The organism is Streptomyces sp. NBC_00252 (assembly GCF_036187565.1).
In the GTDB taxonomy this organism is placed as follows: domain Bacteria; phylum Actinomycetota; class Actinomycetes; order Streptomycetales; family Streptomycetaceae; genus Streptomyces.
The window spans coordinates 2,453,051-2,478,381 of record NZ_CP108087.1; the positions used below are offsets into that span (position 1 = coordinate 2,453,051).

The window sequence follows — 25,331 nt, forward strand, 5'->3', positions numbered from 1 at the left end:
GGGGGCGCGGGCCTGTGAGGGATAAGGGCCGGGGGCTTGCGAGGTGCAGGGGCGCAGGCTTGTGCGGTGCGCAGGGCGTTGATCCCCACGCTGGTCCTGATGCCGGTCCGCACGCCGGTCCGCGCGCAGATCCCGCGCCGATCCACACCCTCCGCCACACCGATCCACCCCCACCTCCGCACCCCGATCCACACAGCAGGCACTCAGCGCGCGCCTACGTGAACGGCGGGAATCGGCCAAGCCCGACCGTGTGATTGACGTGCACGCGCCCCCTCCTTACCTTCTGATCGGCTTGCCGAACCACGTTCGATATATCAGACACGAAAGATCGAACAGGCACAGCCACGCAGGACTATCGGGCCGCACGTACCCCTGGAGAACACATGGCCGTCCCTCCGCTCCCCCACCCGTCCCGCCGCCTGTTCCTCGGCATGGCCGCGACCGTTCCCCTCGCGGCCACCGGCGCGCTCACGCTCGGCGCGGGCAGCGCCCAGGCAGCCGCCAACTCGGCTTACGTCATGTGCTACTTCACCGAGTCGCCGACGTTCCTGGGCGCCAACTACGGTCTGCACCTGGCCGTCAGCCCCGACGGGCTGGAGTGGACCCCGCTCAACCAGAACGCCCCCGTCGCCACCCCCACGGCAGGCTCCCTCGGCCTGCGCGACCCCTTCATCCTGCGCAAGCAGGACGGCACATTCGTCGCCCTCGCCACGGACCTCAACGGCACCGACTGGTCGTACGTCAGCCAGTACATCCACGTCTGGGACTCCACCGACCTGCGCACCTTCACCGGCTACCGGCGGATGAAGCTGCACGACATGAACACCCACGCCTGGGCACCCGAGTCGTTCTGGGACGCGGGGCGCGGGAAGTACGGCGTGATCTACTCGGCCGTCAACTCCAGCGGCCACAACGTCATCATGGTCAACTACACCAGCGACTTCGTGACCGCCGGTGATCCGCAGGTGTTCTTCGACCCCGGGTACGACGTCATCGACGGCGACATCGCCGTCGGCGTGAACGGGGTCAACTACCTCTACTTCAAGAAGAATTCGACGCTGGTCGGCGCGAAGTCCACGTCACTGGACCCGGGCAGCTTCACCGAGTTCAGCACGGCGGTCTCACACAACGGCACCGAGGCACCGGAGTTGGTCAAGTCCCTTAACTCGAACGGTACTTGGTACCTCTATGGAGACACCTGGGATCCGAACGGCGTCTTCTATGCCTGGCAGACCAGCAGCCTCGCCGCCGGCACCTGGACCGCCGTCGACCAGAAGCTCTACACGCAGCCGCTCAACTCCAAGCACTGCGGCATCCAGCCGATCACCGCGGCCGAGTACACCAACCTCCTTGCGAAGTGGGGCACTCCGGCCTGGAACCGGCTCAAGTCCTACAACTATCCGGCCCGTTACGTCCGCCACGCGAACTTCGTCGGACGGATCGACGAGTACGCCTTCGACCCGTACACCGACTCGCAGTGGACGCTGGTCCCGGGTCTCGCGGACCCGGCCGGGGTGTCCTTCCAGTCGGTGAACTACCCGACCCGCTATCTGCGGCACTACGACTACGCGCTCCAACTCGACGTGAACGACGGCACGTCGACGTTCGCCGGGGACGCCACGTTCTACCGGACGGCCGGGCTCGCGGACTCGACCTGGGCGTCGTTCCGGTCGTACAACAACCCGACCCGCTACATCCGGCACTCGAACTACGTCCTGCGCATCGACCCGGTCCCGACGGCGACGGACCGGCAGGACGCGACCTTCCGCGTCGGGTACTGAGGGCCGGTCGCCGGACCCGCGCAGCACGACGCGGGTGCCTCCCGGAGAAACGGAGGCACCCGCGTCGGCCGGAGCGTTCCTAGTCCAGGCCGGCCGTCTTCAGCCAGGCCTTCGCCACGTCCAGCGGGTCCTTGTTCCCGGACTGGACCTGGGTGTCGAGGTCCAGCAGGGTCGCCGTGTCGAGCTTCGCGGAGACCGCGTTCAGGGCGGCCACACCGGCGGCGGAGAGGCCGCTCTTGTAGACGAGGGGCTGCACGTTCTCGAACCCGAAGAGCCTCTTCGGGTCCTGGAGCGTGACGTGCTTCTCCTTGGCGATGGTCGGGTCCGTGCTGAAGAGGTCCGCCGCCTGGACGGTGTTCTTCTTCAGCGCGGCGGCGGTCAGCGTGCCACCCGCGTCCAGCGCCTTGAAGGACTTGAACTCCAGGCCGTAGACGGACTTCAGGCCGACGAGGCCCTGCTGCCGGGTCTGGAACTCCGGCGAGGCGCCGATGGCCAGGTCCTTCGCGATGTCCTTGAGGTCACCGATGCTGGAGCTGGACGTGAGGTGGTACTTCTTCGCGGTCTCGGCGTTGAGCGTGACCGTGTCCTTGTCCTCCGCGGCCGCGGCGTCCAGCAGGGTCAGCTTGGTGTCGAGCTTGGCGTTGATCGCGGCCGTGGTGGCGGCGACGGTCGTCGGGGTCGCCTTCGGGTCGAGGTAGGCCAGCAGGGCGCCGTTGTACTCGGGCAGCACCGTGACGGAGCCGTTCTTGAGCAGGCCGTAGCTCGTCTCGCGGCTGCCGATGTTCGGCTTGTAAGTGACCTTGACGCCCTTGGCCTTGAGCGCCTCGCCGTAGATGTCGGCGAGCAGGTTGCTCTCGGCGAAGTTGTTGGAGCCGACGACGACGGTGTCGCCGCTGGCCTTACCGCCCGAGAGCGGGTCGTCGGACTTGCTGTCGGAGGACGAACCACATCCCGTGACCAGCGCAGCCGTCGCGGCGAGCGCGATGGCGGCCGCGCCGGGGTACCTAGTACTGGACCAGCTGTTCTTCGCTTTTGAAGTCACAATTCCCGTTCCGGGCTCGGATGTTGGCACAGGCGTGCAGGCATGGCTGTGGCGTCCACGCGCGGGGCGTGAACACCGCACTCCGCTGATCCAATCCAGCCGGTTCTTGGTCAGTCAAGAGAAGTCTGGTCACCGATTGGCCTCAATGAGTGCCCAATTGTGAAGGCAACGTAAACAGACCGGTCACGAACACGGGCGCTTTGTAATTGATTCTTGACGTAGGGCGACGCCCTTGATCGTTCAAAGAGGCGGTAGTCTCCCCGGAGTTGGCGTCGGTCACAGCGGTGTGCGGGGGCCGCTTCGATCAAAAACAGTCACACGCGTCGCTGCGCGTACCGTGACAACACCCCACGAAGGAGGCCTGGTGTCCATACGGGGCTTCGCAGACCGTTGGCCCTTCAGGCGCAAGCTCAATCTGCTGGTCGGCGTACCGCTCGCGGTGGTCGCGGCGCTGCTGGCGTATCTCATCGCCGATGAGGTCGGGCAGTCGACGGATGCGAGCGACGCGGCACAGCTGGTCCGCGACAGCGGGCAGGTCGCCAAGCTGGTGAACCTCGTGGAGGCGGAGCATCAGCAGGCCATCCTGCTCTCCGTGCGCTTCGAGGCCACCAACGACGGCGGCACCCCCTCGCAGAGCGCCTACCGGTCGGCCCAGAAGGCCGTGGACGCCCAGGTCGAAAAGGTGCGCGACACCTTCGGCGACCGGCTCCCGGCCAACGAGGCCCAGGCGCTCCGGGAGATCAACGGCCTGGAGACCCTGCGCGACACCGTCGAGCAGAGCTATCTGCCCGCCGACAACATCGACCCGGCGTACACCAGCGCCTCCGACAGCCTGATCGACGGCCTCGACCTCGAGCACAACGCGAACCTCTCCACCACCTTCACCGGCAACCTGCTGGACTCCGTACTGCGGGCCGATGCCGCCCACAGCTCGTTCGAGACCAGCGTGTTCTCGGCGACGACCGGTGACAGCAACGCGCTGATCGAGTTCACCAACGCGGTGGGCTCCTACGACCTCTACACGTACCAGGCGGCCAGGTTCGCCCGGTTCGCCACCGAGGACCAGGCCGACCAGCTCTCCGGCATCGAGCACACTCCGGCGCAGCGGCTGATCGCCGAGGCCTACGCCGAGCTGCAGGTCGACCCCAGTGGGCTGCAGGCGTCGACGCCGGGCGCCGTCCGCAAGGCCTTCGCGGACGCCATGAGCGACTACCCCGCCTATCCGCAGCAGGCCGCGAGCCGGCTGAAGATCACCAACTCGCTGATCGGCCAGATCGCGAGCCGCGCCGACAGCGCGTCCAGCTCCGCGTCCTGGCGTGCCGGACTGCTGCTGAACCTCGCGCTGATCGGCTTCGCGCTGTGGCTCTTCTTCGTGGTGGTCGTGCGCCGCTCGGTGGTCCGCCCGGTGCAGGCCCTCACCGGTGCCGCCAAGCAGGTCGCCGAGGTCGCGGGCCGTGAGCTGGCCCGCGTCGCCGACGACGACGCCGAGGACGACGGGCCGCCGCTGCTGCGGGACATGCCGGTCACCGCGAAGGACGAGATCGGCGACCTCGCCGAGGCGTTCAACCATGTGCAGACCACGGCCGCCGCGCTGCTGGCCCGTCAGGTGATCAGCCGCCGCAACGTCGCCGAGATGTTCGGCAACGTCGGCCGCCGCGTCAGCAACCTGACGACCCGTCAGCTCGCCCTGATCGACGCGGTGGAGCGCGGCGAGACCGACCCGGCGCTGCTCGAGCGGCTGTACTCCATCGACCACATCGCCGTCCGCCTGCGCCGCAACGCGGACAGCCTGATGCTGCTCGCGGGCATCCGCGAGACCGTGCTGGACGGCGGACCCACCGAGCTCACCAACGTCGTGCGGGCCGCGCTCGGGCAGATCGAGGGCTTCCAGCGGGTGGGTCTGCGGGCCGACACCGAGATCATGGTGGAGCCCGACATCATCGGCGACCTCACGCTGATGGTGGCCGAACTCCTGGAGAACGCGGTCTCGTTCTCGCCCGCGGGCAGCCCCGTCGAGGTGGTCGTACGGACCGACGGCGACGACGCGCTGATCGTGGTCGCCGACCACGGTCTCGGGATGAGCGCCGAGCGGATCGCCGAGGAGAACGCGCGGCTGATCCGCCGTGAGCGTCTCGACCTGGTGCCGACGAAGGTGCTGGGCCTGTTCGTGGTCGGTACGCTCGCCCGCCGCTGGGACATCGACGTCACGCTCGCCCGCACCCCGGGCGGCGGTGTGACCGCCGAGATCACGATCCCGGCGACGCTGCTGCTGCGCATGAGCGCGCTGGCCTCCACCGGCGCGGCAAGCGGCGGTCACACCGAGTTGGGGTCCGGAGCGGGGTCAACTCCCCCCGCGCCCCTGCCCATCGAGCCGCCTCCCGTCGCGAACCACGACCACCGTCCGGCACCGTCCTGGGCCACCTCGGACTCCGGGCCCCGCCCGTCGATCACCCTGAGCACGCCCGAGCCGGTCGCCCAGGAGCACATGCGCGCCGACGAGCCCGCCCCGCTGCCCCGCCGGGTCTCCCGCTACGACACGGCCCAGGCCGGCGCCGTAGGGGAGCCGGCTCCCCCGCACTCCCCGGTGGACGAGTCCGCCGACGGTCCCGACAGCGTGGCAGGGGGCTCCCGCCCGCTGCGGCGGCGGGTCCGGGGGGCCACCCTTCGTACGGGCGCCGACGACGCCGCCCAGCAGGCCGCCCGGCAGGCCCCACGGCCCGCCGACGCGGACGCCGTCCGCTCGGCCCTCGAGGAGTTCGAGGCCGCCGTGGAGCAAGCGCATCGCGACAGCGACACCCTCACGGGCCTGCGCGCGCCGGACGGGGACCACCCGCACGACCGGAACCACCTCCCGAAAGGAGCGGAGCAGTGAGTACGTCGACAGGTGAAACTCCCACGGGAGGCACCACGCCGGCCGATCTGCAGGCAGCCGCGGCCGATTTCAACTGGCTGCTCCACCGTTTCGCGACGGAGACCGCGGGTGTCGTCGACGCCATCGCGGTGTCGTCCGACGGTCTGCTGATCGCCGTGGCCGAACTGCGTGAGCACGCCCACTCGGAGCGGCTCGCGGCCATCGTCTCCGGCATCACCAGCCTGGCCGCCGGGGCCTCCGGCAACTACGGTCTGGGCGGCCTGAACAAGGTCATCATCGACCTGGAGGGCGGCCACGTCCTCGTCTCCGCGATCGGCAGCGGCGCCGTCCTCGGCGTCGTCACCGACAAGGAGGCCAAGCTCGGCAACATCGCCTACGAGATGACGCTGTTCGCCAACCGTGCCGGTTCCGCGCTCAACCCGCAGCTGGTGCTCCAGCTGAAGAACAGCGTCGGCGCGACTTCGGCTCGGTGACCGGTCCCCGACCGGTCGAGAGAGGAACAGCCACTCATGCCCGACGGCCGCACTCCGAGCGGTGCCGGCGCGGACGGGGCCACACCCCCGGGTCGCGATCCGGTGCGCACGCCTTCCGCCGTACGGCCGTTCCTGGTGACCGCCGGCCGGGTGGCGGGCGCCGGAGCGGCCGACTCCGGGCGGCCGATCCCGGTCGAGACCCAGGTGGTGGCCACGGCCGCCGGGCTTGAGGTGCTCGACCGGCTCTCCTTCGAGCAGCACGACATCGTCGCCGCCTGCCGGCAGCCGCAGTCCCTCGCGGAGATCGCGGCCCGGCTGCGGCTGCACCTGAACGTGGTGCGGGTCCTCGCCGAGGACCTGCGGGCGGCCGGGCAGTTGACGGTGCACGTGCCCAACTCCGACATCACCCATGACGCAACCGTCCTGCGAAGGGTCATCGATGGCCTCCGCGCCATCCCCAACTCCCGGGGAGTACTCCGTGACACCGACTGAACCGGTCGCCCGCGGTGCGGCTGCCCAGACCGTCGTACGACCGCCGCTGCCGGTCAAGATGGTCGTCGCGGGCGGCTTCGGCGTGGGCAAGACCACCACCGTGGGCGCGATCTCCGAGATCGAGCCGCTGACCACCGAGGCCGCCATCACCGAGGTCGCGGCGGGCGTGGACGACCTGTCCCACACCCCGCGCAAGACCACCACCACGGTCGCGATGGACTTCGGCTGCATCACCATCGACCCGACGCTGAAGCTGTATCTGTTCGGTACGCCCGGGCAGGACCGGTTCGGCTTCATGTGGGACGACATCGTGGAGGGCGCGGTCGGCGGTCTCGTCATCGTCGACACCCGCAGGCTCGACGACTGCTACGCGGCCGTGGACTACTTCGAGCACCGGCAGATCCCGTTCGCGGTCGCCCTGAACGCCTTCGACGGCAAGATCGAGCACTCCCTCGACGAGGTCCGCTGGGCCCTGGACGTCAACGAACGCGTCCCGGTCCTGGCCTTCGACGCCCGTGAACGCGGCTCGGTGCGGGACGCGTTGCTGGTCGTGCTGGAACTGGCGCTGGCGCGCACACAGAACTGACGCTTGCAGAAAGGGAGATGGGGGAAGGTCGTGGCGACCTTCCCCCATCTCCCTTTGTGTACGCGGTTGTTCAGTTGCTCCTGCGGACCCCCGGTGACACCGCGAGCCGTGCGATGCCCCAGAACAGGCCCAGGGTCACGAGGGCCATGCCGGCGACGAGGGTGGCGCCGCCGACGACCTTCTCGTAGTTCTTCTGGTAGAGGCCGTCGATGATGTAGCGGCCGAGGCCGCCGAGGCTGACGTAGGCCGCGATGGTGGCCGTGGAGACGATCTGGATGGCGGCCGAGCGCAGGCCGCTGAGGATCAGCGGGAGGGCGACCGGGAGTTCCACCTGGACGAGGATGTTCGCCTCGTTCATGCCCATCCCGCGGGCCGCGTCGACCGGGGACGGGTCCACGGACCGCATCGCCTCGTACGTGGTGACGAGGATCGGCGGTACGGCGAGGACGACCAGCGGGATCATCACCGGGACCAGGCCGAAGCCGATCAGCACGAACATCAGCACCAGCAGGCCGAAGCTGGGCAGGGCGCGGGCGGCGGTGGCGATGAGCGCGAGGGTGTTGCCGCCCCGGCCGGTGTGGCCGGTCACCAGGCCGACGGGCAGCCCGATGGCGGCGGCGATGGCGAGCGCGATCAGCGAGTACTGGACGTGTTCGCGCAGCCGGGTGGGGATGCCGTCGTAGCCGTGCCAGTGGCTGCTGTCGCTGAAGAAGGCGTTGATGAAGTGGAGTACGTTCACCGGACTGCGTCCTCCAGTGCGGGCTCGGCCGGTTCGGGCCGGTCCTCGGCGGTACGGGCCTTGCGGGTGCCGCGGGGCATCCAGGGCGTGAGGAGCAGGCGTACGGCGACCAGGGCGGCGTCCACGACGATGGCGAGGACGGCCGTGGTGATCACGGAGAGCCAGATCAGGCGTGGCTGGTGGTAGATCTGACCGTCGTTGAGCAGGTTGCCGAGGGCGCCCTGGTTGCCGATCAGCATGCCGACGCTGACGAGGGAGATGCTGGAGACGGTCGCGACCCGAAGTCCGGCGATGATCGCGGGCACGGCGATGGGCAACTGCACCTGGAGATAGCGGCGTACGGGCCCGAGGCCCATCGCGGTGGCCGCGTCCAGGGTCTCCTGGGGCACCGAGCGGACGCCGTCCACGATCGCCGGGACGAACACCACGAGGCTGTAGACGCCGAGCGGGATCATCACGGTGGTCTCGGTCTGGCCGGTGTAGTCGATGAGGACGACGAAGAAGGCCAGCGAGGGGATCGCGTAGAGGACGGTCGTCACCCACAGCACCGGCGGGTACAACCAGCGCAGCCGCACGCAGAGTTGGGCGATGGGCAGCGCGACCACCAGTCCGACGAGGACCGGGATGACGGCCTCGCGCAGATGCAGTCCGATCAGACCGAGGTAGCTGTTCTGGAGATCGCTGGGGATGCGGAACCAGTCGTTCATCCGGCGACCTTCGCGCCGCTGCGACCCGCCGCGTGCGCCTTCCGGATCGCCTCGCCCACGGCGCCCTGCGACACGACCCCGACCACGCGACCGGTCCCGTCGACGCCGACCGCCCATCCGGTCGGCGACAGCACCGCGCCGTCCAGCGCGGCCCGCAGCGAGTCCTTGCCGGCCTCGAACGGGCGGCCGTGGGCGAGGAGTCGATCGGTGTCGATCTGGCCCGCGACGAGGGTGCCGGGTTCGCTCCAGCCGAGCGGCCTGCCGTCCAGGTCGGTGACGAGGAGGTAGGGCGCGTCGGGGGTGGTGCGTTCCGCGATCTGCTCGGCGGTGGAGTCGACGGCGACGATCGGGGAGGTCTTGAGGTCGAGGCCCGCCGAGGAGAAGAAGGAGAGGCGGCGGATGCCGCGGTCGGTGCCGAGGAAGTCCTCGACGAAGGCGTCCGCCGGGTCGGAGAGCAGTTCGGCGGGCGGGGCGAACTGGGCCAGTTTGCCGCCGGTGCGCAGGACCGCGACCATCGTGCCGAGCTTGATGGCCTCGTCGATGTCGTGGGTGACGAAGACGATCGTCTTGCCCAACTCGTCCTGGAGGCGCAGGAGTTCGTCCTGCAGTCCCTTGCGGACCACGGGGTCGACGGCCGAGAAGGGCTCGTCCATGAGGAGGACGGGCGGGTCGGCGGCCAGGGCGCGGGCGACGCCGACGCGCTGCTGCTGGCCGCCGGAGAGCTGGTACGGGTACCGCTTGGCGAGGGCGGCGTCGAGGCCCACCCGCTCCATGAGTTCGGTGGCCCGCGCCCTGGCCTTCTCCTTGCCCCAGCCGAGCATGCGGGGCACCGTCGCTATGTTGTCGACGATCGTCCGGTGCTGGAAGAGCCCGGCGTTCTGGATGACGTAACCCATCGACCGGCGCAGCGTGTTGACCGGCTGCTTGGTGATGTCCGCGCCGTCCAGGGAGATCGTGCCCTCGGTGGGGTCGATCATCCGGTTGATCATGCGCAGGGTGGTCGTCTTGCCGCAGCCCGAGGGGCCGACGAGGACGGTGATCGAGCGGTCCGGTATGTCCAAGGACAGTTGGTCGACCGCCACCGTGCCGTCCGGGTACCGCTTGGTGACTGAATCTATCCGTATCAAAACGCCGAATACCCTTCGGGTTTGGCAGAATCTGCCCGTTCTCGGCCACGGTCGCAGGCCACTGGGGGCAGAGTCTAGACCGCGAGTGTTGCGGGAACTTGGCGGGATCCGCCTCGGGATGACCGGTCATGGTCGGTACTCGGCGGCCGGAAAGCGCTGTTGACCGGTCGGTAGCCGCGTACTGTCATGGACGGTGACCGATGGTTGCCGGCACTTCTTGATCCCACTCGATCTTTCTCGACCGCATACGCACGCATCCGACCGTCCGATGACGAGGAGCGCGACGTGACGAACGGCGGTACGTCCTCCTCCGACGCCGCCGTGCTCGCCCGGGGACGCCGGCTGCTGGCCCTCGCCGGGGACGCGCGCGGCCGTGACTCGGCCGAGGAGGCGCGGACGCTGGCCCTGCGGGCGGCGGCCGACCTGGAGCGCGGGGTGCGGCTCACCGGCGACGCGGGCACGCCCTCCGCCGTACGCTGCCGGGCCTTGCTCGACCTGGCCGAGGCGCGGGCGGTGGCGGCGGCCGACAGCGGGGCGACCGGGGTGCTGGAGGCGCTGCACGAGGCGGTCGAGGACGTCCGGGACGTGAGCCCGGATCTGCGGGTGCTGGCGCTGCGCAGGCTCGCCGAGGCGCACGGCGCCCGGTACCGGTACACCGCCGACCCGGCCGAACTCGACGCCGCCGACCGGGTGTTCGCGCAGGCGCAGGGTCTGGTGCAGCGCGACGACCCGGTGCGGGCCGAACTGCTGGCGGGCCGGGGCGAGGTACTGCTCGCTCGTGCCGACAGCGGCGGCGGGCTGGAGGTGGCCGCCGAGGCGGTACGGGAACTGCGCGCGGCGCTGGCCCTGACGGCGGGCGGTGAACTGCGGCTGGCGGAGCGGCAGTTGCTGTTCGGCCGGGCGCTGCACCGGCACCACACGGCGGGCGGCGCAGCGACCGATCTGCACGAGGCCGAGTGGATTCTCGCCCGCGCGGCCCGCGGCGCCCGGGCGGACCGTACGGCGGCGCTGGCCTGGCTGGAGCGCGGCGAGGTGCTGCTGACGCTGGCCGGGGCGACCGGGGCGCCGGAGTGGCTGGATCTGGCGGCGGAGTCGTACCACCACGGGGTGCGCAGCGCGCTGCGGGCGGGTGAGCCGCTGCTCGCGGCGCAGGCGCACCATCAGCGGGGCGCGGTGCTGGAGCGGACGGCCGGGCCGGTGCGGGCGTTGACGTCGTACCGGGCGGCCTGGGAGCTGTGGCAGCGCGCCGGTGCGGCACAGGGGCCGCAGGCCCGGTCCACGTTCGAGCGCATGACCGCGCTCGGGGCGACGACGTAGAGGAGTGCAGGGTGTCGGACTTGGCGCGCTACGACGTGCAGGAGTACGGGGTGGCGGAACCGGTCGTGCACACGCCGGACGGGGGGCGGGGACCACTGCCCGACTACACCGGGGTCGATCTGACCGCGCTGCGGGCGCGGGTGGACCACCCGGTGCTGGGTGCGGTGCTGGCGACGCTGCTGGCCCGGTCCTGCCATCCCGACGGGGGCCTTGTCGCGTATCACGAGGACTCCCCCGGGGCAGAACGATAGGGGCGGCAGGGCGCCGGCCGACGGGAGGCGACGCTGTGCACAGGGCACCGGAGCACACCTTACGGACGGCGAGGGACCGGGAACTCGCGCCGTGGCCGCATGCCGTGCTCGATGTGGCGGCGCTGCGGCGCGCGGGTCAACGGCCGTACCCCTTCCGGCAGTTCGTGCTCAAGGTGCACGGCCGCTGCAATCTCGACTGCACGTACTGCGTCATCTACCAGGGCCAGGACGCCGGTTGGCGCGAGCGTCCGGCGCGGGTGGGCCCCGAGGTGATGCGGCAGACCGCGCGCCGGATCGCCGAACACGCCGTCGTCCACGGGCTGTCGGAGGTACGGATCGATCTGCACGGCGGCGAACCGCTGCTCTCGGGCCCCGAGTCCGCGCTCGCCTACACGGCCGCCGTGCGCGCCGCGCTGCCCGCCCGCACCGCGCTGCGGACCACCGTGCAGACGAACGGCACGCTGGTCACCGAGCGCACCCTGGACCGGCTGGCCGACGCGAACATCCGGGTCGGCCTGAGCCTGGACGGTGGCAACGCTGTGCTGAACCGCCGCCGGGTCGACCACGCGGGCCGCTCCTCCTGGCCGGCCGCCGCCCGCGCCGCCCGTCTGCTGGCGGACCGCCCGGAGCTGTACGCCGGAATCCTGTGCGCGATCGACATCACCAGCGACCCGAAGGACGTGTACTCCTCGCTGGCCGCCCTGCGCCCACCGCGCCTGGACCTGCTGCTGCCGCACGCCAACTGGTCCAGTCCGCCACCGGGGTTGGCCGCCCGCCCGCCGCGCCACACCACCCAGGTCCCCACCCCGTACGGCGACTGGCTCTCGACCGCCTTCGACCTGTGGTGGGACGGCCCGCCGGACGGGACCCAGCCGCGGGTGCGGCTGTTCACCGAGATCGTGGCCCTGCTGCTCGGCGTCCCCAGCGCCACCGAGTCCGTGGGCCTGTCCCCGACCTGCGCGGTGGTCGTGCACACGGACGGCGCGGTCGAGCAGATCGACTCCCTCAATCTGGCCTACGACCGGGCCACCGCCACCGGTCTCGACGTCTTCGGCAACAGCTTCGACGAGGCGCTCGACCACCCCGGGATCGTGGCCCGGCAGCTCGGGGTCGAGGGGCTCGCGGACGAGTGCCGGGCGTGCCCGGTCGGCCGGGTGTGCGGCGGCGGCAACTACGGCCACCGGTACTCCGCCGGAACAGGCTTCCTGCACCCTTCCGTCTACTGCGCGGATCTGGAACAACTGGTGCGGCACGCGGCCCGACGGCTGAGCGCGGTAATGCCCGAGGACTGAGTCCGCATCGACTATCGTGCACGCGAAAACCCGTAAAACCACGAGAAAACAGCTCATTTGCCTATTTTTGGTGCAGGGGGAGACGGCCGGATGACCGACAAGTCCAAGGGCGCCGAGTCCCACGAGCACTTCACCATCAGCTACGCGGGATTCAACCGGCCGTGGGCCACCTGGATCGCCCACCAGCTGGAGCAGTTGGGGCACGAGACGACCCTGCTGCGCTGGGACCCGCCGCGCCGGATGTCGCTCGCGGAGGCGCTGCGCAATCTGCTCCAGGCGCCCGGCCGGGTCCTGCTGGTCCTCGACGACTGGTACTTCTCGCTGGGCCCGCGCACCGACGCCGAGTGGACCCAGGCCCTGCACGAGGTGGTCCCGCCGCACGTCGACCGGTTCTCCGCGGTCAGCGTGGCCACGAGGGCGCTGCCCGCGACCGCCGCCCCGCTGCGCCCGGTGGACCTGCGCGACCTGGACTCGCGCGAGGCCCGGCGCCGTATCCTGCGCCGCCTCGACCTGGACGCGACGGTCTCCCCCGGCCCGGTCTCCGGCACCGCGCCGCGCTTCCCGAACGACCCGCCCGCCGTGTGGAACGTGCCGCGCCGCAACGTCCGCTTCACCGGCCGCGACGCCATCCTGGAGAAGCTGCACGCCCGCTTCGAGGAGGGCGGCCGCGGCGGTGCCCGGGTCGCCCTGCGCGGTATCTCGGGCGTCGGCAAGAGCCAGATCGCGATCGAGTACGCCCACCGGTTCGGCAACGACTACGACATCGTGTGGTGGGTGGGCGCGCGCTTCCGGGCCCCGGCCCGTGAGCAGTTCGCCCAGCTGGCGCCCCGGCTCGAACTGCCGGTCGGGCAGGAGCTGGGCGAGCGGATCCGCGCGGTGCACGAGGCGCTGCGCACCGGACGGCCGTTCCGCCGCTGGCTGCTCGTGCTGGACAGCGCCGACGACATGGAGCAGATCGAGGACCTCCTCCCGGAGGGCAACGGCCATGTCCTGATCACCACCCTCACCCAGGACTGGGCGACCTCGGGCAGCGTCACGGAGATCGAGGTGCAGCCCTTCCGCCGCGCCGAGAGCGTGGCCTACGCCCGCCGCCGCGCGCAGCGCCTGACCGAGTACGAGGCCGACGATCTCGCCGACGCCGTACAGGACCTGCCGCTGCTGCTCGCCCAGACGGCGGCCTGGCTGGACGCCAACGTCATGCCCGCGAAGGACTACGTGGCGATGATCCGGCGCGGCGAGGCCAGCCAGATCGGGATCCGGATCTCCTCGGACTACCCGATGGGTTTCCAGACCAGTTGGTCGATAACTCTGAACACGCTGCAGGAGAACAACCCCGAAGCGGTGGAACTGCTGCACCTCTTCGCCCTGTTCTCGCCGGACGCCATCCCGGTCCGGCTGATGCAGGCCGCCCACCCGTCCGACCTGCCCGCGCATCTGGCCGCGCTCGCCGCCGACCCGATCCGCTGGCACACGGCACTGCGCCGGCTCTCCGAGTCGACCGCGGTCCGCCTGGACTACGTCGAGTCCTCGGAGGCCGAGCCGGCCGTGGACCGCGTGTCCATGCACCGGCTCTACCACAGCTTCCTGCTCAGCACCCTCACCGAGGACCGGCGCGAGGCTCTGTCCACCATCGCCTGCACGCTGCTCGCGGGCGCCGACCCGCGGCGGCCCAACGACACGCGTGAGTGGACCCGTTACGCGGAGCTGATCCCGCACCTGGAGACCGCCGGGGCCCTGGACAGCCGTGAGCCCGTGGTCCGGCAGCTCGTCCTGAACTGCATCGACTACATGCGGGTGCGGGGCGAGAACCGGGCCGCGCTGCGCCTGTGCGAGCAGACCGTCGCCCGCTGGCGCACCCGGCTCCAGCCCGACGAGCGGGACATGCTGGTGCTGACCCACGACCACGCCAACATGCTGCGCCGCAGCGGCCGTTACCGCGAGGCGGAGGCCGTGGGACGTGCCGTCCTGGACCAGCTGACGGAGACCCGCGCCGACGACGACCCCGATCTGCTGCGCGCCAAGAACGGTCTCGCCGGCACGCTGGTGTCGCTGGGCCGCTACGACGAGGCCCACCAGATGTTCGAGGAGTGCGTCCACGCCTACTCCGACACCCTGGGCGCCGAGGCCCCGCGCACCCTCCAGGACCGCGGCAACCTCGCCGTCGTCACCAGCCTCCTCGGCCGCTACGAGGAGTCCCTCCTCCTGCACCGCGACATCCTGCTGATCCGCGAGCGGCTGCTGAACCCGCGCCACCACCTCACCCTGCGCTCCGGCATGTTCTACGCCTGGATGCTCCGGCTGCTCGGCCGGTACGCGGAGGCCACCTCGCGGCAGGAGCTCAACGTCCGCGCGCACCGGCAGGCGATGGACCGCTTCACCCCGCAGACCCTGTTCGCCGAGCACAACCTCGCGCTGTGCATGCGGCGCACCGGTGATCTGCTGGGCGCCGAGTCGCTGATGCGCAGCGTGGTCGAGCGGTTCGTGCAGCGGCAGGGGCCGCGCCACCCCGACGCGCTGCTCGTGCAGGCCGACTTCGCGACCTTCAACCGCGAGCACGGCAATCTGGAGCAGGCCCGCGAGATGGCCGCGACCGTGGCCGAGGACTACGCCCGTCTCGTCGGCCCCGATCACCCTTATGCCGTAGGCACGTTGGGCAATGTCGGGCTCGCGCTGTGGGAGTACGGGGAGCGTGACGAGGCGCTGCGGATCGCCGAGGAGGCGCTGACGCGGATGCGGGCCGCGGTCGGTCCCACCCACCCGTGGGCACTCGGCGCCGCGCTCAACGCGAGCGGTGCGCGGAGCCTGGCCGGTGACGAGGAAGGAGCGGCCGACCTCAGCCGTGTCGTCCTGGAGTCGGCGCGTGCCACCCTCGGCGAGACCCACCCGCTGACCCTGTCCTGCAAGGCGGCCCTCGCCGGTGACCAACGCACGCTGCGCCGCGGCCAGGAGGCCACCAAGCTGGAGAACGAGGCACTCCAGCAACTCTCCGACACCCTCGGGCCCCAGCATCCGCACACCTTGTCCGTGCGCCGCAGGGAACGGCCGTACTGGGACTTCGAACCGTTGACAACATGAGCCCCAGGGGACCAGTAGCATGGCCGAATTCGTTATCCCAAGAGGGACTTCGGCCTTCCTGGAGAGGTAGATCGTGCGGGGAAGAGAAGGGGACGGCCCCTCCAGGCTGGGAGAGCGGGGGCCGGGTGGCGCGCTGCCCGACTTCGCGGATCTGGATCTGAGGGCCCTGTCCCGTCAGTCATCGCATCCGGTGCTCGCGGCGGTGGCCAGCGGCCTGTTGCCCCGGATGCTGCGCGGCGAGCCCGCGATGGCCTTCTACGAGGACGGCCCCTACCAACTGTGACCGCCCTGTGGCCCCTTGAGAAACTCGACGTCGCGGCGTTGCGGCGGTCCGGGGTACGGCCTGTGCCGTTCCGGCAGTTCGTCCTCAAGGTCAACGGCCGCTGCAATCTCGCGTGCAGCTACTGCTACGTCTACGAGGGCGCCGACAGCAGCTGGCGGGACCGCCCCAACCGGGTCTCGCCGGACGTCGTGCGGCGCACCGCGACCCGGATCGCCGAGCACGCCGCGACCCATCGACTCACCTCCCTGCAGATCAACCTGCACGGGGGCGAACCGCTGCTGGCGGGCGTCTCGCATCTGATCGACCAGGTCAGCGCGGTGCGCGAGGCGGTCCGCGACCGCTGTGGCCGAAGCTGCACTGTTGACGCCTCGGTGCAGACCAACGGCACGCTCCTCACCGAGCGCGCCGTGGACCGGCTGGCCGACGCCGGCGTACGGATCGGGGTGAGCCTGGACGGCGGCACCGCCGCGCTGAACCGGCGCCGGGTCGACCACGCGGGCCGCTCCTCCTGGGCGGCGACCGTGGCCGGACTGCGGGTGCTGCGCGGCCGTCCCGACGCCTACGCGGGCATCCTCAGCGTCATCGACCCGGACTCCGATCCGGCCGAGGTCTACACGTCGTTGACCGCGTTCGAACCCCCTTCGATGGATTTCCTGCTGCCGCACGCCAATCACGCGTTCCCGCCCGCCGCGAAGGGCCCGCATCCCTACGGCGACTGGCTCGTCCGCCTCTTCGACCTCTGGTTCGACGCGGGTGAACGGGCCGTGCCCGTACGGCTGTTCCACGAGATCATCGCCCTGCTGCTCGGGGTGCCGGCCCGCGCCGAGGCGGTGGGCAACGCGCCCGTCGTCGCCGTCGTCGTCGACACCGACGGCACCATCGAGCAGGTCGACTCGCTCAAGACCGCGTACGCCGGGGCGCCCGCGACCGGGTGCAACGTCTTCGACCACGCCTTCGACGACGCCCTGGACCATCCGGGCGTGGTGGCACGGCAGTTGGGCATCGACGCGCTCTCCCCCACCTGCCTCACCTGTCCGCTCGCGGAGGTGTGCGGCGGCGGCAACTACGCGCACCGCTACCGCCCGGTCGAGGGCTTCCGCAATCCGTCCGTCTACTGCGCCGACCTGCACCTCCTCATCCCGCACATCGCCCGCCGGGTACGCAGCGCCGCCGACGCCGACTTCCCCCGCGAAGCGATCAACGCACGTTGACCACAAGGCTGTTGATGGCACGCCAGAATTGGGGAAGGTAAGGAGAGGATTCCGGCTTCAGCCAACGGGGGAAGTGCTGCATGGCGATCGTGACAAGGGTGGCCGCGGACGGCCAGGACCGACAGGTGCCGCTCTACGTGGAGGTCGACACCCCGCTCGCACCGGGCGGCCTCGACGGCCTCTACGACGGCATCGACACCCGGGAGAACGCGGCGGAGCGCGTGCTGGCGGTGGCCCGGGACGTCTACGACGACGGTCTGGAGCTGGCCCGGCGCTGCGCCCGGCAGGCGGCGACCCGGCTGCACGACCTCGGTGAGGGGCTGACCCCGGACGAGATCGAACTGCAGCTGTCCATCAAGCTCGACGCCGAACTCGGCGCGTTCCTGGTGAAGTCGGGGGCCGAGGCGCAGCTCCAGGTGACCTTCCGCTGGACTCCGGGCAGCGCGTCGTGACCGGTGCGCCGGGCGGCTCGGACGTGCACATCCTGCCGTACAGCCATGTGGTCGGGCAGGCCGAGCTGAAGCTCGCGCTCGAACTCAACTACATCGCGCCGCGTATCGGCGGGGTCCTCATCAGCGGGCAGCGCGGCACCGCCAAGTCCACGGTGGTACGGGCCTTCTCCCTGCTGACCGGGGGCGAGCTGCCGGTCACCCTGCCGATCAACGCGACCGACGACCGGGTGCTGGGCGGCTGGGAGCTGGACGCGCTGATGCGGGGCGAGGCGCGGACGCAGCCGGGGCTGCTGGAGGAGGCCGGCGAGAAAGGGATGCTGTACATCGACGAGGTCAACCTGCTGGACGACCACATCGTCAACATCATCCTGGACGTCGTCTCCACCGGCGTGCTGTCCGTGCAGCGCGAGGCCATCGACACCGTACGGAACATCGCCTTCGGTCTGGTCGGCACGATGAACCCCGAAGAGGGCGGTCTGCGGCCGCAGTTGCTCGACCGGTTCGGGCTGATGGTCGCCGTCTCCGAGCTGGACCAGGAGCAGCGCCGGGCCATGGTGCTGGCCGTGCTCCGCTTCGACGACGCGGCCGGCACGGACTCCCCCTGGCTGGCCGAAGGCCTCGACCGGGACCGGGAGTTGCGCGAGCGGCTGGACCGGGCCAAGGGCGGCATCCAGGACGTGCGGCTGAGCGAGGACATCGCGAAGCTGTGCGCGGATGTCGCCACCCGGCTGCGGGCGGTGGGCCATCGCGGCGAGGTGGTCACCGCGTGGGCCGCCCGCGCGCTGGCCGCGTTCGAGGAGGCGGACGCGGTGACCGCCGACCATGTGCGCCGGGTGGTCCCGCTGTCCCTGCGGCACCGGCGGCCCGAGGCCGCGCACGGCGGTCCGGTCGAGTGGACGGCGGAGGAGTCGGAGCTGCTCGACGGGCTGCTGGGGTGAGCGCGCCCGCGGAGGCGCGTCCGGTCGGGCCCCGGCAGCGCCTGTTACAGGTCCTGGCCTGCTCCGCGCTGGGCCCCGGCCTCGACGGGGTGCTGCTGTTCGACCTGGAGCCGGAGATGGTGGCCCCGGTGACGGACGCGTTCGCCGCCCTGCTCCAGCTCCGCGAGCAGCGTCCCGTACGACGCACCACGCTCGGCTCGGTCACCGGTGACGACGAACTGTGGCTGCGGCCGACCCTGCGCCGCGACGGCAACGGTGTCAACTTCTCTTTGTCACCAGGCCCGTTGGTGGACAACACCCCCGACTCCGCGATGGTTGTCGTGGTCCCCGACCTGGTCCGCCTCAGCCTGCCGGGCATGCGGGCGGCCGTACAACTGCTCGGCGCGGACGTGGCGGCGGTCGAGCGGTCCGGCTTCCGGGCCCGCTGGCGCCCTCGCGCCCGCTGGCTGGCCGCTTGCCAGGAGGCGGAGATCGGCCGCCTCTCCCCCCACCTCCTGGACCGCTTCCCGATCCGCCTCAACGCGGCCGGTCTACGGCGGACCAGCAGCGGCCCCGACCGGGTGCTGGACGCGCTCGACGGACGCGAACCCGAGCCGGGGCTGGGCGAGTTGCCACCGGCCTGGCGCGCCGCACTCACGGCCCGCACCCGCCCGGCGTGCACCCTGACCGAGGAAGCCGCGGCACACGCCGTGGGCCTGTTCCGCGGGGACACGAGCGGGCGCCGGGCGATCGGGCTGGCACGCCTGGCCCGTGTCCTGGCGGTGGTGAACGGCGCCGACACCTGCGGCCCCGACCGCGTCGACGAGGCAGCCCGCCTCCTGGGCGTGGCCGCGCCCCCGGCGACCCCGACCGGCACCGGCCACTCCGCCAACGGCACCTCCCTCGCCACCGGCGACGGCACCGACGGCCGCCCACCACCCCCCGAGCAGCCGAAGGCGGACCCGGTGCCCGAAGAGACCGCGCCGACGGGCCAGCCGGGCGGCGCGATGGCACTCCCCGCGGGCCCCGCCGAGGCCCTCGACACCTTCACGGCCGACACGGGAGAGGGCCAGGGCTCCCCGTTCCCGGAGGACGACGCCCGCTTCCTGAGGGAGTTCGCACCGCTGCGCATTCCCTGGCAACGCCGCCCGGAGCCAAGTTCCGCGCGGGGCCCGGTGATAGGCGTCCGCTCCGCGACAACTCTGCGCGATCTGGCGGTCGTTGCGACGGTCGTGGAGGCGGCCAAACACCAGAACCTGCCGGGCCGCCGTGCGCTACGCGCGACCGGCGACGGCCAACTGGTCGTCCTGCCAGGGGACTTCCGCAGCTACGCCCGCCTCCCGGTGGCCGAACGCATGCTGGTCCTCCTCCTCGACCACACCTGCCGCCGAGGCTGGGACTGGCAACCGGCCCTCGCCCCTTACCTCCAGTGGGCCTACACAGGACGGGCCTCGGTCTGCCTGGTGGAGGTGGGCAGCAGGGACGCGGCCCACGAACTCCGCGCCGACCACTTCATCGCCCGCAGCGTCCTCGACCCGAGGGTCGGCAGCGCCCTCCACCGCCAGCCCGGCCGCAGCACCCCTCTGGCCCATGGCCTCACCCTCACCGACCAGCTCCTCCGCCGGGCCTTCCAACAACGCTCCAACCTGGTCGAGGCCTGGCTGGTGGTCGTCTCCGACGGCCGAGGCAACGTCCCCCTCGACGCCAGCGCAGGCGGTCGCCTCCTGGCCCCGGTCCGCCGCACCGGCATCGACGACGCGATCACCGCCGCCGCCCACATCGGCGCCATGGGCCGCATGCGCCTCCACTCCGTGGTCGTCGACGCAGCCCGCCAACCCCACCCGGACCTCCCCTTCCTCCTGGCGGACGCCCTGGGCGGAGTGACAGTGGCAGGCCGCACAACGCGGGGGGCGGTGCCCCATGCCCACTAAGCGAGCACCTTTTAGGCCCCCCGCAGATCAGCGCCCCAAAGGGGCGCGGGGCTGTATTCATTTGCGGCTCCGCCGCGGGGCGCGACCAGCCACAACGCACCCGCACCCGCACAACGACCTGGCACCGGGGGTGACGAATGCCCGCTGAACCCCCCGGCCCCCGCCCCCTGGGCGGAGCAGTCCCCCTGGGCCCAGGAACCCCCGCCCGCAGACCCGCCCCCGAACCCCTCACCGCCCCACGGACAGCCGGCGTCCCCGAACACGTCGTAGAGCCGTACGAACCCATCCCCCTGGCCGCGACCCCCGTGGACCCGAACGCCCAACTCCCGCCGGGTTTCGCGAAGTTGGCCGTGAACAGGGCCTACGACGACACCGGCCAGGAGGTCTTCTGGCTGACGGGCCACAGCGGCGACCTGGAACTCTCCCTCGACTCGGAAGACACCCGCCTACGCCCCACCGGCCTCGCCCTGAGCAACCTCCGCCCCGACGGCTTCCCGCCCACCGAGATCTTCCGGGCGGTGGCCGAATGGTCCGGCCACCAAGGGGACGTCGTGCGCTGGATCAACGAGCTCCGCGCCCGCTTCGGCCCCGACCTGCACCTGGTGATCTGGGACGACACCGACTACGACATCCCCTGGGAGATGCTGCGCCTCACCGGCGGCCGGGACCACGGCGTGGACGACGGCATCCTCGGCGCCCTGGTGACCGTCGTCCGCTGGACCACCATCCGCGAGGCCGGCCGCACCCCCTTCAACGAACCGGCGGTCTGCTCCGGCCATGTGCTGGGCTACTACGCCGAGGAGATGCGCCGGGACGCCACGGTGTTCGAGAACTTCGAGCACCGGGGCCACTTCGGCACCACCCGCACCTTCCTCACCGAACTCGCCCGCCCGAGCCTCGGTGCCGGTCTCGTCTACATGGGCTGTCACGCCACCCACGGCCCGAACCTGTACAAGCTCAAGCTCGGCACGGTCACCTGGAACGAACTCAACGACCTGGACATGTCCGCGCTGGACGGCCGCCGCACCCTGGTGTGCCTGAACGCCTGCCACTCCGCCCGGTTCGTGAACAACCGGCCACTCGGCGAGAACGCCCTGCGCGGCTTCGCGGAGCTCTTCCTCCGCAAGGGCGCGGGCGGCTGCATCGCCACCTCGGGCAAGGTCGGCGACGACGTGGCGCACACCCTGATCCGCGAACTCGTCGGCCGGCTCTGCGCCGATCCCGAACTGCCCGTCGCCCGCGCCCTGCGCGACTTCCGGGCCGCCGCCGTCGCCCGGCTGCCCGATCCGCTGCCGTACGTCTACGGTGACGACGACCGGTTCGACGCCGAGGGGCAGCGGCAGATTCTGCCGATCCTCTACAGCTTCATGTTCCTCTACTTCGGACACCCCTTGACCACGCTGCGGCTCAGCGTCCGCGCGCAGGAGGCGAGGACATGAGCGGCGATCCCGCTGCGTTGATGATCGAGCCCCTGGTGGGCTGGCCCCGCAAGGCACAGGCGGGGCAGAGCTATCTCGTCACCGTCGACCTCAACGGCCCGGCAGCACCCGAGGACTGGCCGTACGAGGAGGAGGAGTTCGACTTCGGCGTCTCCCTGGACGGCTCCCGCCGCTTCGTGTGCGAGGCCCTGAACGAACCCAGCGTCGTCCTGCACCGCTTCGGCGGCACCTACGGCCCGGCCCGCTTCGTGATCAAGGCGAGCCGGGCGCCGGGCCCGGGCACGATCTGGCTGACGATCAGCAACCGCTGGGGTGTCCCGGTCCGTACCGTCGAGCTGCCCAGCGAGATCGTCGCGGACGCCGTCGTAGGACAGGGCCATGTCGTCGTGCCCGCCCTGAACGGCAGGACAGCCACCCTGCCCGCCGAGCACACCGTCCCCGGTCAGCGCACCGGACGGCGTCCCGCGTCCGGGGTCTGGTCGCCGCACCACATCACGATCAGCTACGCCGGCACCGACCGCGCGTGGGCCGTGTGGACGGCGCGGCAGCTGGAGCGGCACGGCTGCCAGACGTTCCTGCTGCGCTGGGACCCGCCGCCCGGGGTGCCGCTGGCCCGGTTGCTGTCGGATCTGCTCGGCGCGCCCGGCCGGGTGCTGCTGCTGCTCGACGAGGAGTATCTGCGGCTCGGTCAGCGCACCGAGCCGGAGTGGAACGAGGCACTGGGCGCGGTGGTCCGCGCTGACCCGGACCGGTTCGCCGCCGTGGACCTCTCCGCCCGCACCCTGCCCCCCTCGACCGCCGTACTGGGGCCGGTCAGTCTGCGTGAACTGGACCCGGCCGAGGCACTGCGCCGGCTGCTGACCACCCTCGACCTCCAGGACGCCCGCCCGGAGCCCGAGGACGAGTCCGTCGCCCCCCGCTTCCCGGACGCGCCGCCCGCCGTGTGGAACGTGCCACGCCGCAACTTCCGCTTCACCGGCCGCGACACGGTCCTGGAGGAACTCCGCGCCCTCTTCGAGAACGGCCCACCGGCGGGCGCCCGGGTCGCCCTGCGCGGCATCTCGGGCGTCGGCAAGAGCCAGATCGCCATCGAGTACGCCCACCGGTTCGCCAACGAGTACGACGTCGTCTGGTGGATCAGCGCGAGCTTCCGCGCCACCGCCCGCCAGCAGTTCGCCGACCTCGCCGAACCGCTCGGCCTCGCGGACAGCAGCGCGCTGCCCGAGCGGGTCCGCGCGGTCCGCGAGGCGTTGCGCACCGGCCGCCCGCACCGCCGCTGGCTCCTGGTCCTCGACAGCGCCGACGACCTGGAACAGGTCTACGACCTCCTCCCCGAGGCCGGCGGCCATGTCGCGGTGACGACCCTCACCCAGGGGTGGGCCGCGTCCGGCGGGGTCGCCGAGGTGCAGGTGGAGCGGTTCACCCGGGCGGAGAGCATCAGTTACGCCCGCCGGCACGTGGAGCGGCTCACCGAGGACGAGGCCGACCAACTCGCCGACGCCGTCGAGGACTTCCCGCTGCTGCTGGCCCAGACGACGGCGTGGCTGGACGCGAACCGGATGTCGGCGGCCGAGTACATCGGGCTGCTGCGCCGGGCCGACGCCGACGAGATCGGCATCCAGACCCTGCCGGACTACCCGATCGGCTTCCAGACCAGCTGGGCCCTCACCCTCGACTCGCTGGAGCAGGACAGCCCCGAGGCCACCGAACTTCTCCGCCTGTTCGCGATGTTCTCCCCCGGCTCCATTCCCGTACGCCAGCTCCAGCGGGCCCGCCCCGGCGATCTCCCCACGCTGCTGGCCGAGTTGGCCGCCGACCCGGCCCACTGGCTGGGCGCGCTCCGCCGCCTCTCGGAGTCGACTGCCGTACGGATGGACTACGTTCAGCCCTCCGACAGCGTCGGCTATGTGGACAGCGTGGAGATGCACCGCCTCTACCACCGCTTCCTGCGCCGCACCCTCACCCCCGGCGAACGCGACGAACTCTCGGCGGTCGCCTGCCGCGTGCTGGTCTCGGCCGATCCCCGCTCGCCGTCCGAGGTCGCCAACTGGCCCGTGTACGCGGAGCTGTTGCCGCATCTGCACCCGTCGGGCGCCCTGGAGAGCTCCGAGGCTGCGGTGCGCGATCTCGTCCTCAACTGCATCGAGTACCTGCGGCTGCGCGACGAGGAGAGCACCGGACTCACCCTGTGCGAACAGGTGCTGGCCCGCTGGCGGATCCGGCTCGCGCCGACGCACCCGTCGATGCTGGTCCTCGTCCACCAGCACGCCAACATGCTGCGCCGGTGCGGCCGTTACCGCGAGGCGGAGGCCGTCGGCCGGGCCGTCGTCGAGCAACTCGCCGAGGAGCGGCCCTCCGACGACCTCGACCTGCTGCGGGCCGAGGCGGGCCTCGGCGGTTCCCTGATGGCGCTCGGCCTCTTCAAGGAGGCCCACCAGCTCTTCGACGACGTCTGGCGCGCCTACGACGTCCTCGACGGCCCGGAGGCCCCCCGCACCCAGGCCTGCCTCAACAACCTCGGCGTCGCCCTCGGCCTCCTCGGCCGCTACCAGGAGGCGGCCGACGTCCACGCCCAACTCCTCGTCCTGCGACGGCAGTCGTTCGGTTCCGACCACCAGTCGACGCTGCTCAGCGGGCTCACGTACGCCCGCTCGCTGCGCTTGCTGGGCCGCCACCAGGACGCCACCGCGCTCCAAGGCGTCAACTCCCTGCTGCACCGCCAGACCATGGGCGACCACCATCCGCAGACCCTGGCCGCCCTGCACAACCAGGCGCTGTGCCTTCGCCGTTCGGGCGACATCCCGGCCGCCGCCGACCTGCTGCGCAGCCTCGTCGAGCGGTGCCGGAACCTCCAGGGCGTCCGCCATCCGATGACCTTGATGGTCCAGGCCGACCACGCCTCCTTCCTGCGCTCGTACGGCGATCTCACCGAGTCTGCCGAGCTGACGGACGCGGTCGCCGACGGCTACCGGCATCTCCTCGGCGACGACCACCCGTACACCGTGGGCGTCCTCGGCAACCGCGGGCTGCTGCTGTGGCTCGGCGGCGACCGGGCCGCCGGGGCGCGGCTGATCGAGCAGGCGCTGCGGGGCATGACGAACGCGGTGGGCGCCGACCATCCGTGGACCCTGGGCTGCGCCCTGAACGCGGCGGCGGTCCGCCGGCTGTCCGGGCGGCCGGACGAGGCGGCCGAGCTGCGCCGGGAGACCCTGCTGCGGGCTCGCGACGCCGTCGGCCGCGACCATCCGCTCGTCCGCGCCTGCGAGGACGCGTCGGGGACGGGAGCGGAGGAACCACCCGGCTGGGACTTCGAACCCCAGCCCATCTGAAGCCCCCGGCACCCG

The 25,331-nt window shown here is 71.4% G+C and carries 20 protein-coding genes; 16 read left to right on the forward strand and 4 right to left on the reverse strand.

Going from position 1 to position 25,331, the window contains the following annotated elements:
- The first annotated feature begins 383 nt into the window (after positions 1 to 383).
- Entirely contained in the window at positions 384 to 1,781 is a 1,398-nt protein-coding gene (locus OHT77_RS10645) for a glycoside hydrolase family 43 protein (RefSeq protein ID WP_328827966.1), read from the forward strand.
- Between the two features lie 79 nt (positions 1,782 to 1,860).
- Here the strand turns inward: OHT77_RS10645 and OHT77_RS10650 are convergent, their stop codons facing one another.
- A complete protein-coding gene (locus OHT77_RS10650) occupies positions 1,861 to 2,823 on the reverse strand; it encodes an ABC transporter substrate-binding protein (protein WP_328827967.1) in 963 nt (320 codons plus the stop codon).
- 364 nt (positions 2,824 to 3,187) lie between these two features.
- Between OHT77_RS10650 and OHT77_RS10655 the strand changes: the two genes are divergently transcribed.
- Genes OHT77_RS10655 through OHT77_RS10670 form a run of 4 tightly spaced genes read left to right on the forward strand, consistent with a single transcriptional unit; the run spans position 3,188 to position 7,246 of the window.
- Positions 3,188 to 5,695 carry a sensor histidine kinase gene (locus tag OHT77_RS10655; protein ID WP_328827968.1) on the forward strand — a complete coding sequence of 836 codons (2,508 nt, stop codon included), beginning with the start codon at positions 3,188 to 3,190 and terminating at the stop codon, positions 5,693 to 5,695.
- On the forward strand, positions 5,692 to 6,168 hold the full coding sequence (locus OHT77_RS10660) for a roadblock/LC7 domain-containing protein (protein ID WP_328827969.1): 477 nt from the start codon (positions 5,692 to 5,694) through the stop codon (positions 6,166 to 6,168). The genes OHT77_RS10655 and OHT77_RS10660 overlap by 4 nt, the downstream gene beginning before the upstream one ends.
- Positions 6,169 to 6,204: 36 nt before the next feature.
- Complete coding sequence (locus OHT77_RS10665) at positions 6,205 to 6,660, forward strand: DUF742 domain-containing protein (protein ID WP_266773698.1); 456 nt, start codon at positions 6,205 to 6,207, stop codon at positions 6,658 to 6,660.
- Positions 6,647 to 7,246, forward strand: coding sequence for a GTP-binding protein (locus tag OHT77_RS10670; RefSeq protein ID WP_266773696.1), 600 nt, complete (start codon positions 6,647 to 6,649; stop codon positions 7,244 to 7,246). The genes OHT77_RS10665 and OHT77_RS10670 overlap by 14 nt, the downstream gene beginning before the upstream one ends.
- 70 nt (positions 7,247 to 7,316) lie before the next feature.
- Here the strand turns inward: OHT77_RS10670 and OHT77_RS10675 are convergent, their stop codons facing one another.
- Genes OHT77_RS10675 through OHT77_RS10685 form a run of 3 tightly spaced genes read right to left on the reverse strand, consistent with a single transcriptional unit; the run spans position 7,317 to position 9,819 of the window.
- On the reverse strand, positions 7,317 to 7,985 hold the full coding sequence (locus tag OHT77_RS10675; RefSeq protein WP_266773694.1) for an ABC transporter permease: 669 nt from the start codon (positions 7,983 to 7,985) through the stop codon (positions 7,317 to 7,319).
- Entirely contained in the window at positions 7,982 to 8,692 is a 711-nt protein-coding gene (locus OHT77_RS10680) for an ABC transporter permease (protein WP_328827971.1), read from the reverse strand. Before OHT77_RS10680 ends, OHT77_RS10675 begins: the two co-directional genes overlap by 4 nt.
- Positions 8,689 to 9,819 (reverse strand): ABC transporter ATP-binding protein, encoded by a 1,131-nt coding sequence (locus OHT77_RS10685; RefSeq protein ID WP_328827973.1) that lies wholly within the window; start codon positions 9,817 to 9,819, stop codon positions 8,689 to 8,691. Before OHT77_RS10685 ends, OHT77_RS10680 begins: the two co-directional genes overlap by 4 nt.
- Before the next feature lie 285 nt (positions 9,820 to 10,104).
- On the opposite strand from OHT77_RS10685, the gene OHT77_RS10690 reads away from it, so the two are divergent.
- The 11 genes from OHT77_RS10690 (at position 10,105) to fxsT (OHT77_RS10740) (ending at position 25,316) form a co-directional block, all read left to right on the forward strand.
- Entirely contained in the window at positions 10,105 to 11,136 is a 1,032-nt protein-coding gene (locus OHT77_RS10690; RefSeq protein WP_328827974.1) for a hypothetical protein, read from the forward strand.
- An 11-nt stretch (positions 11,137 to 11,147) separates the two neighbouring features.
- Positions 11,148 to 11,387, forward strand: a complete 240-nt coding sequence (locus OHT77_RS10695) for a YxD-tail cyclophane-containing RiPP peptide (RefSeq protein WP_328827975.1) — start codon at positions 11,148 to 11,150, stop codon at positions 11,385 to 11,387.
- Between the two features lie 35 nt (positions 11,388 to 11,422).
- Positions 11,423 to 12,679 (forward strand): FxsB family cyclophane-forming radical SAM/SPASM peptide maturase, encoded by a 1,257-nt coding sequence (locus OHT77_RS10700; RefSeq protein ID WP_401317356.1) that lies wholly within the window; start codon positions 11,423 to 11,425, stop codon positions 12,677 to 12,679.
- 90 nt (positions 12,680 to 12,769) lie between these two features.
- A complete protein-coding gene (gene fxsT, locus OHT77_RS10705) occupies positions 12,770 to 15,754 on the forward strand; it encodes an FxSxx-COOH system tetratricopeptide repeat protein (protein WP_328827977.1) in 2,985 nt (994 codons plus the stop codon).
- Between the two features lie 73 nt (positions 15,755 to 15,827).
- Positions 15,828 to 16,037, forward strand: a complete 210-nt coding sequence (locus tag OHT77_RS10710) for a YxD-tail cyclophane-containing RiPP peptide (RefSeq protein WP_328827979.1) — start codon at positions 15,828 to 15,830, stop codon at positions 16,035 to 16,037.
- A gap of 5 nt (positions 16,038 to 16,042) precedes the next feature.
- The gene (locus OHT77_RS10715) at positions 16,043 to 17,248 is read left to right on the forward strand and encodes an FxsB family cyclophane-forming radical SAM/SPASM peptide maturase (protein WP_328834210.1); all 1,206 of its coding nucleotides are present in this window, start codon (positions 16,043 to 16,045) and stop codon (positions 17,246 to 17,248) included.
- A gap of 80 nt (positions 17,249 to 17,328) precedes the next feature.
- Positions 17,329 to 17,700, forward strand: coding sequence for a CU044_2847 family protein (locus tag OHT77_RS10720; RefSeq protein ID WP_266773680.1), 372 nt, complete (start codon positions 17,329 to 17,331; stop codon positions 17,698 to 17,700).
- Positions 17,697 to 18,638 carry an AAA family ATPase gene (locus OHT77_RS10725; RefSeq protein WP_328827980.1) on the forward strand — a complete coding sequence of 314 codons (942 nt, stop codon included), beginning with the start codon at positions 17,697 to 17,699 and terminating at the stop codon, positions 18,636 to 18,638. The genes OHT77_RS10720 and OHT77_RS10725 overlap by 4 nt, the downstream gene beginning before the upstream one ends.
- On the forward strand, positions 18,635 to 20,548 hold the full coding sequence (locus OHT77_RS10730) for a hypothetical protein (RefSeq protein WP_328827982.1): 1,914 nt from the start codon (positions 18,635 to 18,637) through the stop codon (positions 20,546 to 20,548). Before OHT77_RS10725 ends, OHT77_RS10730 begins: the two co-directional genes overlap by 4 nt.
- Before the next feature lie 137 nt (positions 20,549 to 20,685).
- Positions 20,686 to 21,987 carry a CHAT domain-containing protein gene (locus OHT77_RS10735; RefSeq protein WP_328827984.1) on the forward strand — a complete coding sequence of 434 codons (1,302 nt, stop codon included), beginning with the start codon at positions 20,686 to 20,688 and terminating at the stop codon, positions 21,985 to 21,987.
- Entirely contained in the window at positions 21,984 to 25,316 is a 3,333-nt protein-coding gene (fxsT, locus tag OHT77_RS10740; RefSeq protein ID WP_328827985.1) for an FxSxx-COOH system tetratricopeptide repeat protein, read from the forward strand. The genes OHT77_RS10735 and fxsT (OHT77_RS10740) overlap by 4 nt, the downstream gene beginning before the upstream one ends.
- The last annotated feature ends 15 nt before the right edge of the window (positions 25,317 to 25,331 follow it).

Excerpts from the sequence above, each read along its gene's own strand:
- OHT77_RS10735 (WP_328827984.1), top strand. The coding sequence starts at position 20,686 with ATGCCCGCTGAACCCCCCGGCCCCCGCCCCCTGGGCGGAGCAGTCCCC.
- fxsT (WP_328827977.1), top strand. The coding sequence starts at position 12,770 with ATGACCGACAAGTCCAAGGGCGCCGAGTCCCACGAGCACTTCACCATC.
- OHT77_RS10645 (WP_328827966.1), top strand. The coding sequence starts at position 384 with ATGGCCGTCCCTCCGCTCCCCCACCCGTCCCGCCGCCTGTTCCTCGGC.
- OHT77_RS10680 (WP_328827971.1), bottom strand. The coding sequence starts at position 8,692 with ATGAACGACTGGTTCCGCATCCCCAGCGATCTCCAGAACAGCTACCTC.
- fxsT (WP_328827985.1), top strand. The coding sequence starts at position 21,984 with ATGAGCGGCGATCCCGCTGCGTTGATGATCGAGCCCCTGGTGGGCTGG.
- OHT77_RS10720 (WP_266773680.1), top strand. The coding sequence starts at position 17,329 with ATGGCGATCGTGACAAGGGTGGCCGCGGACGGCCAGGACCGACAGGTG.
- OHT77_RS10665 (WP_266773698.1), top strand. The coding sequence starts at position 6,205 with ATGCCCGACGGCCGCACTCCGAGCGGTGCCGGCGCGGACGGGGCCACA.